The following is a 15,268-nucleotide window of genomic DNA, read 5'->3' as shown; positions in this document are numbered from 1 at the left end:
TATCCATGTACCTCCTTCATCAATATTTCTTTAGAGACACCGCTCTCCGCACATGCCCTTCTGATTGAGCAAGTAATTCCGTCGCCTCTTCAATCGTTGTATTCGTCAGTAGCACCACAATCGCGAGCTTTACTTGATAATTGTTTTGCTCCAGAACACTTTCAGCCTGACTATAAGAAACTCCCGTTACCTCACAGACGATTTGTTTGGCTCTCTCTCGCAATTTAAAATTACTAGCATGAACGTCCACCATTAAATTTTTATAGACCTTTCCAAGCTTAATCATGGTTGTCGTTGTAATCATATTTAATATTTGTTTATGAGCTGTTGCAGCCTTTAGTCTTGTAGAACCTGTTAAAATTTCTGGTCCTGTAATCACCTCTATTGCAATATCTGCATGCTTACTAATAATAGAATGAGCGTTGCTCACTAAGCTGATTGTTTTTGCCCCTAGTTGTTGAGCATAATTTAATGCTCCTTTGACAAAAGGCGTTCGACCGCTTGCTGCAATCCCTATCACTACATCTCGGTTTGTTAGCTGTTGTTTCTGTAGTTCAACCTCTCCTAATGAAAGATCATCTTCTGCACCTTCTATGGCAATCATTACTGCATCTGCTCCTCCAGCCAATATTGCCTGCACAAGCTTTGGTGATGTACTAAATGTAGGTGGACATTCTACGGCATCTAGCAAACCAATTCGCCCACTTGTCCCTGCACCAACATAAAATAATCTACCGCCTTTCTTTAGTGCATCCACAACAGCTGTGACAGCCTGCTCGATTTCAGGTAAAACCTTTGCTATGGCTAATGGTACTTTTTTATCCTCTTCATTCATCAGCTTTACAATTTCAATAGTGGACATTAAATCTAGATTTGTCGTATCTGGATGATAGCCTTCAGTCGTCAGTTTTGTCATTCGTTCCATTGAAATCAAATCCCTCCACACTATTTTTCATGGATACTCATCCAAGTTCCTTTTACCTTTCGTTGTAAAGCCTCTGTGATTGGAATTCCTTCACTGAGAAGTCCATTAACGAAAGCTCCTATAACAGGTGGCACCTCTGGTTGTATTAGTCGATTAGGTATTTTAGCAAGCTGTAATTTTTCTCGAAAGCATTGAACAAAATAAAAATTTTCGAATAAACCTCCACATAGGACAATAGAGTCACCTTTTAGCTGAGGCTCTTTTTTCAACATTATTTGGATGAAATGAGTTAAATGATGAGCAGCGTGTTCAATAATTTTTTGTGCCCTATCATTATTTTGCTCTGCTAAACGCAACACCACACGAGCTACGGAGGCTATGAGTACACGTGGCTGTGGATGCTCATAAACATGCGTAATAATTTCAGTAGGATTCTTTAATGCTAGCTGCTCCATAATAGTCGCTGTAAACAGATCCTCATTCACGCCAATAGCATCATAATGTCGCGTAATCAATCGCAATGCCTCTTGCCCAATATAGTAGCCACTGCCCTCATCTCCTAATAAATAACCCCATCCTCCAACACGACTAACTTGATGATTTTTTCCAACTGCATATACGATGGAACCCGTTCCTGCTATCACAACGAGCCCTTGCTGTGTATATGTGCCGCTAGTAAGTGCCGCTACCGCATCATTGGTGATGGTTATCTTACAGGAGCTAGTAGGGAAAAGGAAGCTAATCCATTGCTCCCAGCGTTCTTTATCTAACTGGCGATCGCCCCCTGCCACACATAAGAACACCGCAGCAATATCATTATTTGTTGCATCTATCTTTTGTAGTAACGTGGCAAGGAGCTTGATAATATGTAGCCTTACCTCGTCAGGTGGCGTTGATTTTATATTCGTTCCAGCTCCTTCAACAAAAGCCAGCACTTCCCCTTTTCTTGTCCCAATCACTGCACGAGTTCTCGTCCCACCACCATCGACCCCAATAATGTATTCCCTATTTAATGGCACCAGCCGTCAGCCCCTCCATAAATTGCTTTGAGGCAATAAAAAATAATAGGATCATTGGTAATGAAGCTAATGTTAAACCTGCAAAAAGAGAGCCCCAATCTGCCGAATGCTCACCAAAAAGTGACATCATTCCAACAGGTATCGTCCGTTTCATTTTTTCTGTAATAAAAATAAGCGGGAAGAAGAAATCATTCCATGAAGCAATAAAATTTATAATAACCACTGTTCCAAGGGCAGGTCTCATTAACGGTAGCATTACATGCCAAAGAACTCTTAAGTTCCCCGCCCCATCTATACGGGCTGCTTCCTCTAATTCATAAGGCATTGTTTTAAAAAAGCCAGTTAAGATCAGCATGGATAATGGAATACCTGTCGCCATGTTCATCAAAATTAAAGACCATAAGGAATTTATCAGTCCTAAATCACGCATTAATATAAAGAGCGGGACAATCCCCAATTTTATAGGAATCATCATGCCTAATAAAAAAATAAAGAACAATGCATGATTCCAAGAAAATTTAAAGCGAGCAATATAAAATGCAGCCAGTGAACAAACAACCACTATTAGTATCACAGATACAATACTGACAATTAGACTGTTTAGAAAGTATGTGGTAAATGGAATTTTTGCTAATAATGTACGATAAGTATCTAAGCTAAAGCTAGTCGGTAAACCCAATGGATTTTTATAGATATCCACGCTCTTTTTAAATGAAGATAAAATCATTAACAAAATTGGATATAAACTAATGGTCGCCACCGTAAACACCACAAGATAATAAAATGGTCGAACCCAAATAGCGCCTTGCTTCACTATAATCACCCCTTACATTTGAACATTCTTTTTATTGGCAAAGCGTAAAAATAGCGTGGTACAAACTAATATAAATAAGAATAGTACTGTAGCTAACGCCGAACCCAACCCAATAGCTGTTGCCCCAGAAGCGGTAGAGCTACCAAATGCTAAACGATAGAAAAACACAGCTAACGTATCTGTAGAATAGTACGGCTCTCCCATGGAGCCCTGCATTGCATATACTAATTCAAATGCTTCAAATGACTGGATAAATGTTAAAATGCCCATGATCATAATTGATGGCACCATTAAAGGCAAGTAAATCGTACGCAATAAAGTAAAACCCTTAGCGCCATCTAACTTTGCAGCTTCGACTAACTCACTTGGGATCCCTTGAAAGCCAGCAAGAAAAATTAAGACACCAAAACCTAATCCAAACCAACAATTGACTAAAATAATGGCGATTAACGCCGTGTTGGGATCACCAAGCCAAGCCTTTTGTAAAGTTTCAAGACCTAATTTCTCCAAAATGACATTTAAAGTACCAAAATTTGGATTTAGAATGAGCTTCCATAAGAAACCTACAACAATCACTGATAATAATCGCGGTAGAAAGAAAGCAGCCTTAAAAAACTCTGCACCTTTAATTTTTTGATAAATAATAAAGGCAAGAAAGAAGGCTAATCCATTCATCACAATCATTTGCACAACAAAATAGAGGACATTATGTTTAAAGGCATTCCAAAACATGGAGCCATAGGGTTCTATCGTAAAAAGCGTCACAAAATTTTGGAAACCGATAAAATCACCACGAGCCATCCCTTTCCATTCAAAAAAACTATAGGATAATGCCGCTATTATCGGATAAAGCACAAACAACCCATAGATTATTAGTGCAGGAATAGGGAAAAGATGGATAGTCCACCTTACTCTCGATTTCCTCCTTCTTACTGATGGAGCTGTATATTCTCTTATCATGAGCAGCCTCCTTTTACTAATCATGAAACAACAAGACCCCTAAACTCCTTATAGCACTTCAGGGGTCTACTGACTTGATGCTTTCATTATTTTTGAAATGGCGTAAACCAAGTTTTAGCGTTTTCCTGTACTTTTGTGGCAACCTCTTCAGGCGTTACTTGACCTAAATACATGCCTTGTAGCTCACTTTCAAGCAAGCTCTTTGTTGTTGGGTCCCCACCAGTAAAATTAGTTACCCACATATATGGCGTTGCTTCATTTGCAGTCGAATGACTAATAGCATTTAACAATGCATCGTCAGAGGTAATACCTGGAATAGCGCTGATCATAGAAAACTCTTTTACAAACAAATCGCCAAACTCCTTAGTTGTTAGAAATTCTAAAAATACTTTAGCTGCTTCTTTATTTTTCGAATTAGCATTGATCGCAAATGAGCCATCTACCCAAGTCGTCACTGTTGTATTACTCTCTTTAGATGGAATAGGAAAATAACCTAAATCTAAATCTGGATTCATTTCTAATACAACAGGAATTTCCCAGCTACCTAACGGAAACATTGCCGCGTCTTCTAGTGCAAACAAAGTACGGATATCATCCATTCCTAAGCCTTCTGAATTGACAGGAAAATACTTTTTCAAGTCATTCATTACTTGAATGGATTCAATAAACTTCGGATCTGTAAAATCCTTTTCTCCTGCGAGCACTGCTTGGTAAAAGTCATTGCCCTCATAAACAGCAGGACCAACAATACCGTGTAGCAACGATAATAGCCAACCTTCTTTTGTACCCATTGCAATTGGTGTAATACCCTTTTCTAATAATTGGTCATTTAATGCTATGAATTCATCCCATGTAGTAGGAATTTCAAGATTATTATCTTTAAAAATCTTCTTATTATAGAAAAATTGTGTAGAGCTTAAGTTAATTGGTACACCGTACTGATTCCCTTGGTCATCACGAGAAGCCTGTAATGCTTCTTCAGGAAATACATTCAATCCATTTAAACCGTTTATTTTCTCAACATAACCTGCCTCCGCAAGCTTCAATCCAGCTGCATAAGGACGTAAGTGAAAAATATCTGGACCCTCTCCAGCCTGTAATGCCGTATTGAGGACTGTATTATATTCAGTATTTTTAGTTGGGTTAAATGAAACATGTATTTCAGGATGTTGTTCATTGAATAAAGCAATCACTTTTTCATACTTGGCAACATCTTCTGTGCGCCAACTCCCTATTGTTAGCGAAACCTCTTCAGTTTTCGATTTCTCTTCATTATCAGGTGTTGTTGAGGTCGTTATTTTCTCGTTCGTGTTACAGCCTACTAAACCCACAACGAGTAATAAAAGAAGCAGCAATAACCATTTACTCTTTTGTCTCATACCAGCAGATCCACCCTTCATATCAGTAATTTTTCATAAATCATCGTATGAAGCTTCTCTCTAATCCTTCCCATGTTTGTATTTCTCCCATAATGCACAGCATTCGTTAGTAAAATGACAAATGCCTTTTTTACAGGGTCCATCCAAATACTCGTGCCTGTAAATCCTGTATGACCAAATGAGCCCTTGCTCCACCTCCTACCAAAACAAAATGATGCTTCATCTCCTCCCCATACTTCAAACCCAAGTCCCCTCGTTTTAAAAGTTTTCGTATAGGCAAGCTCTAACCATTCATATGGAATTACACTTTGTTGCTTGATCCCCAACCAAATTTCCGCATACTTTGCTAAATCCTCTACACATGAAAATAAACCTGCACTACCAGCAATACCATCTAGTAATAAAGCTTTCTCATCATGGACTATTCCCTGTACAAATTGACCTGCCACCATTTCTGTAGATGCTGCAAGCCTTCTTGTATGCACAGGCAGTTGAAAACATGTATGATGCATGCCCCATGGCTTAAAAACCTCTTGCTCTACAAAACTTTTTAATGAAATTCCAGTAACTTCCTCAATCACCTTTCCTATAATAATCATACCTAAATCACTATATTGCACTTGTTCATTTGGCTGCCATACTACATCACTTGCCAGTACCTCCTGCAGGATGTCACGCTTATGATGTCTTTTAACTACAGGTGTTAAATCTGCTGGCAATCCTGAGCAATGCTGCAATAAATGCTGGATTGTAATAAGAGGATAATTAAAATCAGGCAAATAGGTTTGGACTGGATCTGTTATATAAACTTGATTTCGACTCATCAGGAGTAAAATAGCTGGGAGTGTTGCGACAACTTTTGTTAAGGAGGCTAAATCAAACAACGTATTACTTAAAATAGCTTGCTCGCTGCCATCCTCAGCAGTATAGGCTCCATAATTGCATGAAAATAGCCTTCTTTCTTGCTGCTGAACAATTAATACAGCACCTGGAATTTTCTGTTCTTTCACTAAGCCAGTTATATATGCATCTACCAAGGAAGCACCCCACTATTAAATATCTAAATTTTCTGTAAATTAGTATTATCATATAAAATAAAATGATGAAAAATAACACCAATCCTAAAATTTTTTTTCATGTGTACTCAATAAAAAAAGCCCTAGCCAGTAAATATTTACTGACTAGGGCTACTTTGATTATTTAGTTGGTTTTTTTAAATCCATTGACGCTGCTGCGCTTTCAACTTTTACGCGTTTCAAGAAGAATGCAAGTACCACTGCAATCACTGTTATACCAGCTGCAATTAAGAAGGAATGCGTAATACCATCTAATAAGGCAGTTTGCATAATCTGATCTTGCATTTGTTGCATTTGCTCTGCTGTAGGCGCTGCTCCTGATTGTGCAGCATTCGCTTTGGCTTCTGCAATTAATTCTTCCGCTTTAACTTTTGTACGATTATTCATAAATGTTACAAGGATCGCACTACCGATTGCTCCTGATACCTGCTGTAATGTATTGTTAATCGCTGTACCATGTGGATTCATTATTTGTGGTAGTTGATTTAAACCGTTTGTCATAATAGGCATCATGACCATCGACATACCGAACATACGAATTGTATACATCGATACGATATATGTGTAGCTTGAATCAATTTCTAACTTTGTTAAACCGAAAGTTGCGATTGTTGTAATCGTTAATCCAATAATGGCTAACACACGTGGACCAAATTTATCGAAAAGCTTACCAGTGATTGGTGACATAATCCCCATGACAAGTGCTCCTGGAAGCATCATTAAGCCTGCTTCAAATGGTTCGATACCACGGATAGACTGTACATATGCTGGTGTTAAAATCATCCCTGAGAACATTGCCATAGAGACAATAACTGAGATAACAGAACCTAAAGCAAACATTGGATATTTATAGATACGTAGTTCCAGTAATGGCTCATCCATTTTCAGCTGTTTAACAACGAAAATAATTAAAGCGATGAAGCCAATTGTAATTGTGCCATATACCCATGGACTTGACCAACCTTTATCTCCTGCAGTACTAAAGCCGTATAAAATACCACCAAATGCAACTGTTGATAAAAGTACTGAAAGGAAATCTAAGTGAACTTCACGTGTCTCCATCACGTTTCTTAATTTCCAAACACCAAATAATAAACTAATTAAAGCAAATGGAATAATCATTTGGAAAAGCATACGCCAATCATGATGTTCCACAATATACCCTGATAATGTAGGACCAATTGCTGGCGCCATAATCATAACTAAACCAAAGATCCCCATTGCTGCCCCACGCTTTTCTTTCGGGAAGCTTGTTAGCATAACGTTCATTAAAAGTGGTGACATACTAGAAGCTCCGGCTGCTTGCACCATACGACCTGCTAGCAGCACGCCAAAATTAGGAGCGAAACCTGCCATAATTGTACCAATTGTAAAGATAGACATCGCTGTAATAAATAAATGTCTATTTTTAAAGCGTGTCACAAAGAATGCTGAAGCAGGCACTAAAATACCGCTCACAAGCATATACCCTGTTGCTAACCATTGTACTTTTGAATAGGTGATCCCAAAATCTTTCATGATTGTTGGTAATGCCACATTCAACAATGTGTTATTTAGAAAAGCAACAAAAGCACCCACAAATAGAATAGCTATCATGCCATAAGGGGGCTTTTTCATTGTTTGCTCACTATTCATTTATATCCCTCAATTCTTTCTTGTGTTTTACGATAAAACTTATTTTATACTCGTAGTCTACTTTTTTCAACAAATAAGTTTATATTTTTTATAAACGTTGATATAAAAGCGTTTCAAGTGTAGAATAAGAGTATAATATTATAAAAAAGGTGAGGTTATGAACAAAAGAAAAAGACAAATTATAACAGCAGCACGTGAACTTTTTATTGAAAAAGGCTTTCTAGATACATCGATTAATGACATCATCAATGCGGCTAAAATCTCTAAAGGTACATTTTATAATCATTTTACTTCGAAAAATGAATGCTTAATCGCCATCTTAGATGAAGGTCGCGAAGAAGCTAGTAATCGTCGCCATGAGCTCATTTATGGCAAAGACCCTACAGATTTAGAGGTATTGACGCAGCAAGTCGCTGTTCTCATGTATGTCAATCGTGAACATAATTTAGTACAGATATTCGAATCCATCTTCCAATCAAGAGATAAAGAACTAAAAAAAATTATTATTAATTACCATTTACAAGAACTAGAATGGCTCGCCAATCGTCTAGTACAAGTCTTTGGAGAAGAGATTAGCCCTATTAGCTATGAATGTGCTGTTCAAACACTTGGAATGATTAACCTCACTCTACGTGCTGTCTTTATTGCCGATTATAAATATATCAATCGAGAAGCTATTGTACGTGTAGCATTGCGCAATATTAGCGTAATTATACCCACTATGCTTGAGTCAAAAGAGATTATCGTAAGTGTTGAAATGATCAATACCATTCAAAATGTCGTGAACTATAAAACCGTTACAAAAGGAATGGTTATTGAACAACTACAAGGATTTACAAAGGGATTATCGAATAACGAAACAATGGAAGGTTTGGAGTATGCACAATTCTTATTAGAAGAATTGCAGAAAGAAAAACCAAAGCTTTTTATCATCGAATCACTTCTTACACCTTTCCGTAAGGCTTTCGTCGGCACAGAACATATCGCAGAGGCCCGTGACATCGCCAATAACTTATGGCGTTACGTAAAAATTGAACAGCCCGCTGAACGATGTACGAAAAATAAATAAAAAAAGAGGTATCAAATGAACACTTTGATACCTCTTTACTCTGTTGAATGAAATTAAGTTCTATGACAGACCTTTGTACAGTCTTAAGAAAGCTCAGAGATTCACCTTAATGACATTGAAATTTTAGCACAAAGATTGTCCCATCCTGACCTGAACGGACACTAATTGTGCCATTGTGTAAATCAATGAGCTGCTTCGTTATGGCTAGTCCTAGCCCTGTTCCTGTTATATCGTCTGTTGTATTCGTACCTCGATAATAGCGTTCGAATAGATTATCGAGCTCCTCCTGTGGAATACCAGGTCCTTGATCAGCAATGGTAAGCATTACTTCTTTACCAGTATGTTGTGCTTCCACAATTACCTTCGTGCCTTCAGGGGTATATTTTTTCGCATTGGTAATTAAATTATCCATTATTCGCTTGAGTAAAAGCTCATCCGCTTGTAACAACACATCACCATACACCTTCACACACACCTGTTCGTCTGCAAATTGTGGTAGCCATGTTGCTAGCGGCAGTACCACTTTATCTAGCTGTATGGCTTTATTTTTTAATTGATACGTATACGTCAAATCCTGAATAAGTGCATCCATATAGGTTGCCTTTTCCTGCATGGTCTGTGCAAAAATACGCATCTCATCCTTTGTCCACTCATAATCCTCCGATGCCAGCATCGTTGAATAACCGTAAATTGAGCTTAACGGGGTCTTTAAATCATGCGATAAACCTGTTATCCACTCCTCCCGTAATTGCTCTGCATGCTTGATTTGCCTTTCATTTGAATCAAGTCGCTCTGATAAGTGATTGAGTGACTCTTCTACTGGTTGAAACAGTTTAAATTTTCTTTTCAACTTACCTGTCTTTTTATGATGGATTTTTTTGTCACTAATCTCACTGTAATCGAATTGGGTAAGTCGCTCAATGCGCGATATCACATAGACAAGTGGTCGTACGAATTGACGTGAAATACTAATAGATAAGAAAATAACGCCCAACAGCAAAATAATATGTCCCCCAAAGAAGATAGAAACAAACAGTACCATTGCCTTATTAAAAGGCTCTTCAAATGGCTTATACGATGGATTAGGCATTCTTACAACAAATGTCCTATCGTTGGCTAAGGCTGTACTTTGCTTCAGCTCCGCATGCTCGAAAATATCGTATTTTTCCTCTAGTAATTGTGGCTTATTTAGCTTCTCATAACGTTCGCCTATGACCTCAATCCGATTCCATTGCTCGTCATAAATTTCAACACTAGCTTTATTTTCTTTTAGACGTTGCCGTGTTACAGCTGAAATGTCCCCTGTCGCTGTCCAGTTTTCAAGCGCATCCTCAAAAAGTGGTTGCACAGGAGTAGTTGGAAGAAATAATAAGTAGTAATTCGGCAATTCCCATGTATGCATGCCTGGTTGCTGCAATGCCAATATTTCACTATCTGACTTTCCACATAGACCACATGTATCTCCTGTATAATCAACAATCGTCATGGTTGGATCAAATAAATAAAGCTGTCCAACATTTTCTTCAGCTCTCTTCACTAAATAATCAGCAATTTTAACTGTCTTCCCTTGCTCTACAACTGCATCATCTTCGATTTCAAAGGAGCTCATCACATGAATGTTGTCACCAACACGGTCATTGATAAAAATAGCAAAAAACACCAAACTCATAATAAAACCTGAAATGATCAATAGATAGAATATGATGAAATACGAAACAAAGCGGAGTGTTAATTTTCCAGCAGGCTTCATGAAGAAATGTCCCCAACAAGCTTATAGCCAATGCCTCTGACAGTAATAATGCATGTTGGCTTTCCAGGATTTTTTTCTATTTTTTCTCGCAGCTTTCTTATATGTACCATCACTGTATTATCATCAAATAAACAATCACCCCATACACGTTCGTATATTTGCTCTTTTGATAACACTTGCCCTGCATTGTCACATAAATATTTTAATAAATGAAACAAGCGACCACTGATTATTTCCTTTACACCGTCTACCTCAATTTCTGCTGCATCAATGTCAAATGTAAAACGGCTGCAAGTAAATATGTGATTTTCTGGTACACCTTTTTTCTTCATATAACGGACTAGCTGCACCTTTACTCGTGCTACAAGTTCTAAGGGGTTAAATGGTTTTGTAATATAATCATCTGCACCATTCATAAAACCACGAAGCTTATCTGCATCACTACTTTTTGCGGTTAAATAAAAAATAGGGGCATCACTTTTTTCTCGAATACTATTCGCAATATCCAGCCCACTTCCATCTGGTAGCATGATATCTAATAGATAAAAATCAAATGTTTTAGTATTCATTTCATCTTTTGCTTCTTCAATTGTATTACATAAGGTAATATTGTTAATTCCTTCTTTTCTTAAAATGATTTCAATCATTTCAGCAATGGCACGTTCATCCTCTAACACTAAAATTGATGCTTCCTGCATTTCCTCACCTACTTTTAAGATTACTTTAAGGTAGTCATTATTTCACCATAAGCTTCCCTATTTATTATATGTATAAGATAACCAATTAAGGAGATAAAACGCAATGACAACTAATCGTGTTACTTTCATTGATACAATGCGTGGATTTAGTTTATTTGGCATCTTAATGGCAAATTTGCTAATCTTCCAATTCGGGATGTATGGCAAAGATGAATTAAAAAATCTTTCTACCTTAGATAACGGGGCTTTATATTTTGTAAAAGTTGTGATTGAAGGCTCGTTTATGCCCATCTTCACTATTTTATTCGGCTTCTCACTTATTAAATTAATTGAATCCATCCGCAGAAAAAAGAATAAAAGCCGTTGGTCTATTTTACGGCGTGCAACAGGATTAATTGCCCTTGGCTTATTACATTCTATTTTATTGTGGGAAGGCGATATTCTATTTTCTTATGGCTGTATGATGTTATTTTTAATCCCATTTATTAATCGTAAACCAAAAACTTTATTTATTTGGGCTGGTATCCTATTTGTACTAACTACGGCGTTAACATACGGCTCTATGGAAACGTCTAAAAAAGAACAAAAAGAGATAGACACATACATCGAGCAAGCGGATGATGTTTACGCTAACGGCAGCTACTTAGAAATTTTTGATTTTAGAGCTAATGCCGAAGTACCAGGAATGGAGGATTCTTCATTTATTTTCATTATATTAATTTTTGCACCTATGTTCTACGCACCACTATTCCTGTTTGGGATGGCGCTTGCTAAGAAGCAAGCCTTCGTGGAGATGAATAAGGAAATGAAATGGTATAAGCTAGGTGCTCTCCTTGTACCTATAGGACTCGTATGTAAAAGTGTAAGTTTTATAGAAAGTAAAAGTGCATTTTCTTCTATTTTATTAATGGGCGGCTCCCAGTTATTAGCAATTGGCTATGTTTGCCTCGCAGCATACATTTATAACACCCGTCCAGTTCAACTACTGGCTCCTGCATTTGAGAGCGTTGGCAAACTATCACTAACCAATTATTTACTACAAACCATCATTTGTACAACTGTTTTTTATGGCTATGGCCTTGGCTTATATGGCAAATTAGGGGTCTTTGGCGGAATCCTTTTCGGAATCGTTGTTTATAGCCTGCAATGTGTTTTCAGCCTTGCCTATTTAAAGAAATTTAAACGTGGTCCATTTGAAACAATTTTACGAATATGGACAAATTGGTCTTGGACTGGTCAAGTAAAATAAAACCTCTCAAACAAGCAAATTAGAAAGGAATATTTTTTATGAATAGTGACACAAAAGAAGACTTTACAGACTCATGGTGGTTTTTAGGCATTTGTGCAGCTGTAGCAGTAATTTTAACACTATTTGCCTTTTCATAGACAATATCGATTTCATTTGCCTCCTTGCTGTATACTAGTATTACAACTATACAGCTTAGGAGGTATTTTGTTGTTACAGCGTATTATGATTACTGGCTATAAACCACATGAGCTTGGTATCTTTAATGATAAACATCCCGGTATTGTCATCATAAAGAAAGCACTGGAAGCTCATCTACGTACACTGCTTGATGAAGGACTCGAATGGGTTATTATCAGCGGTCAGCAGGGCGTAGAAACTTGGAGTGCTGAAGTTGTTTTAATGTTAAAAAAAGAATTCCCACTTTTAAAATACGCCGTGATCACACCTTTTTTAGAGCAAGAGAAAAATTGGCAAGATCATAAAAAAGAAAAGTATCAAGCATTAATTGCCCAAGCTGATTTTGTCACAAGCGTGACCAAAAAACCCTATGAAGCTCCTTGGCAATTTATTGAGAAGGACAAATTTATTATCCAAAATACAGATGGACTTTTATTAATTTATGATGAAGAAAATGAGGGTTCACCCAAATATATCAAACGGCTTGCAGAAAAATATATGGAGTCCCATGATTATAATCTTTTAACAGTAACTGCCTATGACTTACAATTAATAGCTGAAGAAATTCAACAGCAAAACTGGTAGAAAAATATTGATATAATTTTCTGACAATTATATACTAGAAGTAATAAAAGCTGATTGTTCTTATGGTTTTTACCTATAATTTGAAAGGAGCTGTCATCATTTGAATAAACATATTGAAATGATTCTTGAAGCTTCTCCCGTAAATGTGTCACATGATACGTATCGTAGAGAATGTCGGTATACACGGGGAATTCATATTGAAGAACAAGAATTTATTGCTATTTTAAATACAATGAGTCATGATTCACGCTTATATTTTGATTTCCATAATCCACGTAAAGAGATTAAAAAGGGAACCTATTTGAATGGACACTCCGGTTTAGCCTACAATATTTATGATTACTATAAACAAAATTATAATATTGAGATATCCGAATTAATCAACGGTAAAGATTTTTATGTAAAAATCGTATAAAGCAGCTGAAGCCCCGTTAAAGTTAAAACTTTAACGGGGCTTCTTTGACCTTATAGGTCTGCTACTTGAGCACCTAATTCTTTATTATTATACATTTCTGTATCTAATTCTTTAGTAATACGCGCTGTTGTAACACCAGCAGTCATTGAACCACTTACATTTAACGCTGTACGACCCATATCAATTAAAGGCTCAACAGAGATTAATACACCTGCTAGAGCAATTGGTAAATCAAGTGCTGATAATACAAGGATAGCTGCAAATGTTGCACCACCACCAACACCTGCTACACCAAATGAGCTAACTGCTACTACTGCAATAACTGTAATAATGAACACAGGGTCAAGTGGATTAATGCCGACTGTCGGTGCAATCATAATGGCTAACATCGCAGGATATACACCTGCACAACCATTTTGACCGATTGATAATCCGAATGAGCCTGAGAAGTTTGCAATCCCCTCAGATACTCCAAGACGACCTGTTTGCGTTTTAATATTCATCGGTAAAGTACCAGCACTAGAACGTGATGTAAAGGCGAATAATAATGTTTCTGCCGATTTTTTCAAATACGTAAATGGATTTAAACCACTTAATGTAATGATTAATAAGTGTACGATTAGAACAATAAATAGTGCTACATAAGAAGCAATAACAAACTTACCTAAATTATAGATAGCTCCAAAATCAGATGTTGCTACCGTACGAGCCATAATCGCTAGAATTCCATATGGCGTTAAGCGTAATACAATTGTTACAACACCCATAACAAGGGCATAGATGGCATCCAAGCCTTTTTTAATTGTAGCTGCTGTTCCCTCATCCTTACGTGCCACACGTAAATAAGCAAAACCAAGGAATGCTGAGAAAATTACAACCGCAATCGTTGAAGTAGAACGAGCACCCGTTAAATCAAGGAACGGATTTGCTGGGAATAACTCAATAATTTGTGTTGGTAAATCAGGAGCTGCTAAGCCCGTTGTTTTTTCTTCAAGGTATTGACCACGTGCAGTTTCTGCGTCACCTTGTAAAATTTGTGTTGCATCTAAATCAAAGACTGTTGCAGAAAGAATACCTACAGCTGCCGAAACGGCTGTTGTACCGATTAAAATGGCTAAAATAAGTGCTGCCATTTTTCCGAAATTTTTACCAATCTTCATTTTAGTAAATGCAATTAAAATGGAGATAAATACTAATGGCATTGCTACCATTTGGAGCAGTTTCACATACCCAGTACCGATAATATTGTACCAAGATGTTGTTTTGGCTAATACTTCAGAATCGAGACCATAAATAAAATGAAGTCCAAGACCAAGTACAATCCCTAAGCCTAAACCGGCAAAAACACGATTAGAAAACTTAACGTGCTTTTTATTCATAACATATAAAATTCCAACGAACACAAGTAACACTGCTACGTTAAGAATGATTTGTAAATTCGACAATGGAATGCCTCCTAAGATGTTTTATAATAATGTAATCGAATTATATACCCATAATCCCTATAATTCAAGTAT

The 15,268-nt window shown here is 37.1% G+C and carries 14 protein-coding genes; 4 read left to right on the top strand and 10 right to left on the bottom strand.

Features of this window, described 5'->3' with window-relative positions; all coding sequences use genetic code 11:
• Nucleotides 1–19: 19 nt before the first annotated feature.
• The 7 genes from murQ to NYE73_RS01520 form a co-directional block, all read right to left on the bottom strand.
• Nucleotides 20–925 carry an N-acetylmuramic acid 6-phosphate etherase gene (gene murQ, locus NYE73_RS01550; protein WP_259951204.1) on the bottom strand — a complete coding sequence of 302 codons (906 nt, stop codon included), beginning with the start codon at nucleotides 923–925 and terminating at the stop codon, nucleotides 20–22.
• A 20-nt stretch (nucleotides 926–945) separates the two neighbouring features.
• The gene (locus tag NYE73_RS01545) at nucleotides 946–1,944 is read right to left on the bottom strand and encodes an N-acetylglucosamine kinase (RefSeq protein ID WP_259951203.1); all 999 of its coding nucleotides are present in this window, start codon (nucleotides 1,942–1,944) and stop codon (nucleotides 946–948) included.
• Nucleotides 1,931–2,758 (bottom strand): carbohydrate ABC transporter permease, encoded by an 828-nt coding sequence (locus NYE73_RS01540; protein WP_066038438.1) that lies wholly within the window; start codon nucleotides 2,756–2,758, stop codon nucleotides 1,931–1,933. Before NYE73_RS01540 ends, NYE73_RS01545 begins: the two co-directional genes overlap by 14 nt.
• Before the next feature lie 12 nt (nucleotides 2,759–2,770).
• Complete coding sequence (locus tag NYE73_RS01535; protein ID WP_259951202.1) at nucleotides 2,771–3,718, bottom strand: carbohydrate ABC transporter permease; 948 nt, start codon at nucleotides 3,716–3,718, stop codon at nucleotides 2,771–2,773.
• 86 nt (nucleotides 3,719–3,804) lie between these two features.
• Nucleotides 3,805–5,097 (bottom strand): ABC transporter substrate-binding protein, encoded by a 1,293-nt coding sequence (locus NYE73_RS01530; protein ID WP_257962285.1) that lies wholly within the window; start codon nucleotides 5,095–5,097, stop codon nucleotides 3,805–3,807.
• Nucleotides 5,098–5,114: 17 nt separating this feature from the next.
• Nucleotides 5,115–6,134: a serine hydrolase domain-containing protein gene (locus NYE73_RS01525; RefSeq protein ID WP_048391885.1), complete on the bottom strand. Its 1,020-nt coding sequence runs from the start codon at nucleotides 6,132–6,134 to the stop codon at nucleotides 5,115–5,117.
• 159 nt (nucleotides 6,135–6,293) lie between these two features.
• Nucleotides 6,294–7,808 carry a DHA2 family efflux MFS transporter permease subunit gene (locus tag NYE73_RS01520; protein ID WP_115673860.1) on the bottom strand — a complete coding sequence of 505 codons (1,515 nt, stop codon included), beginning with the start codon at nucleotides 7,806–7,808 and terminating at the stop codon, nucleotides 6,294–6,296.
• 157 nt (nucleotides 7,809–7,965) lie between these two features.
• Between NYE73_RS01520 and NYE73_RS01515 the strand changes: the two genes are divergently transcribed.
• Nucleotides 7,966–8,877, top strand: coding sequence for a TetR/AcrR family transcriptional regulator (locus tag NYE73_RS01515; protein WP_066038385.1), 912 nt, complete (start codon nucleotides 7,966–7,968; stop codon nucleotides 8,875–8,877).
• A gap of 106 nt (nucleotides 8,878–8,983) precedes the next feature.
• Here NYE73_RS01515 and NYE73_RS01510 read toward each other — a convergent pair whose 3' ends face one another.
• Together NYE73_RS01510 and NYE73_RS01505 are read right to left on the bottom strand one after the other, a co-directional pair.
• Complete coding sequence (locus NYE73_RS01510; RefSeq protein ID WP_259951201.1) at nucleotides 8,984–10,627, bottom strand: sensor histidine kinase; 1,644 nt, start codon at nucleotides 10,625–10,627, stop codon at nucleotides 8,984–8,986.
• The gene (locus NYE73_RS01505) at nucleotides 10,624–11,325 is read right to left on the bottom strand and encodes a response regulator transcription factor (protein WP_048391893.1); all 702 of its coding nucleotides are present in this window, start codon (nucleotides 11,323–11,325) and stop codon (nucleotides 10,624–10,626) included. The genes NYE73_RS01510 and NYE73_RS01505 overlap by 4 nt, the downstream gene beginning before the upstream one ends.
• 103 nt (nucleotides 11,326–11,428) lie before the next feature.
• Here NYE73_RS01505 and NYE73_RS01500 point away from each other — a divergent pair, with 103 nt between their 5' ends.
• The 3 genes from NYE73_RS01500 (at nucleotide 11,429) to NYE73_RS01490 (ending at nucleotide 13,751) form a co-directional block, all read left to right on the top strand.
• Nucleotides 11,429–12,574: a DUF418 domain-containing protein gene (locus NYE73_RS01500; protein WP_237899135.1), complete on the top strand. Its 1,146-nt coding sequence runs from the start codon at nucleotides 11,429–11,431 to the stop codon at nucleotides 12,572–12,574.
• Nucleotides 12,575–12,796: 222 nt separating this feature from the next.
• Entirely contained in the window at nucleotides 12,797–13,336 is a 540-nt protein-coding gene (locus NYE73_RS01495) for an SLOG family protein (protein WP_369700611.1), read from the top strand.
• Between the two features lie 100 nt (nucleotides 13,337–13,436).
• Nucleotides 13,437–13,751 (top strand): hypothetical protein, encoded by a 315-nt coding sequence (locus NYE73_RS01490; RefSeq protein ID WP_048391899.1) that lies wholly within the window; start codon nucleotides 13,437–13,439, stop codon nucleotides 13,749–13,751.
• Nucleotides 13,752–13,801: 50 nt separating this feature from the next.
• Here NYE73_RS01490 and NYE73_RS01485 read toward each other — a convergent pair whose 3' ends face one another.
• Nucleotides 13,802–15,196, bottom strand: coding sequence for an L-cystine transporter (locus NYE73_RS01485; protein WP_004227708.1), 1,395 nt, complete (start codon nucleotides 15,194–15,196; stop codon nucleotides 13,802–13,804).
• Nucleotides 15,197–15,268: the final 72 nt, after the last annotated feature.

Origin of the sequence: Lysinibacillus sp. FSL K6-0102 (assembly GCF_038003545.1) — a bacterium.
GTDB lineage: Bacteria > Bacillota > Bacilli > Bacillales_A > Planococcaceae > Lysinibacillus > Lysinibacillus capsici.
The sequence above is the reverse complement of the archived record's forward strand: the minus strand, read 5'-3'. Positions and strand labels throughout refer to the sequence as shown.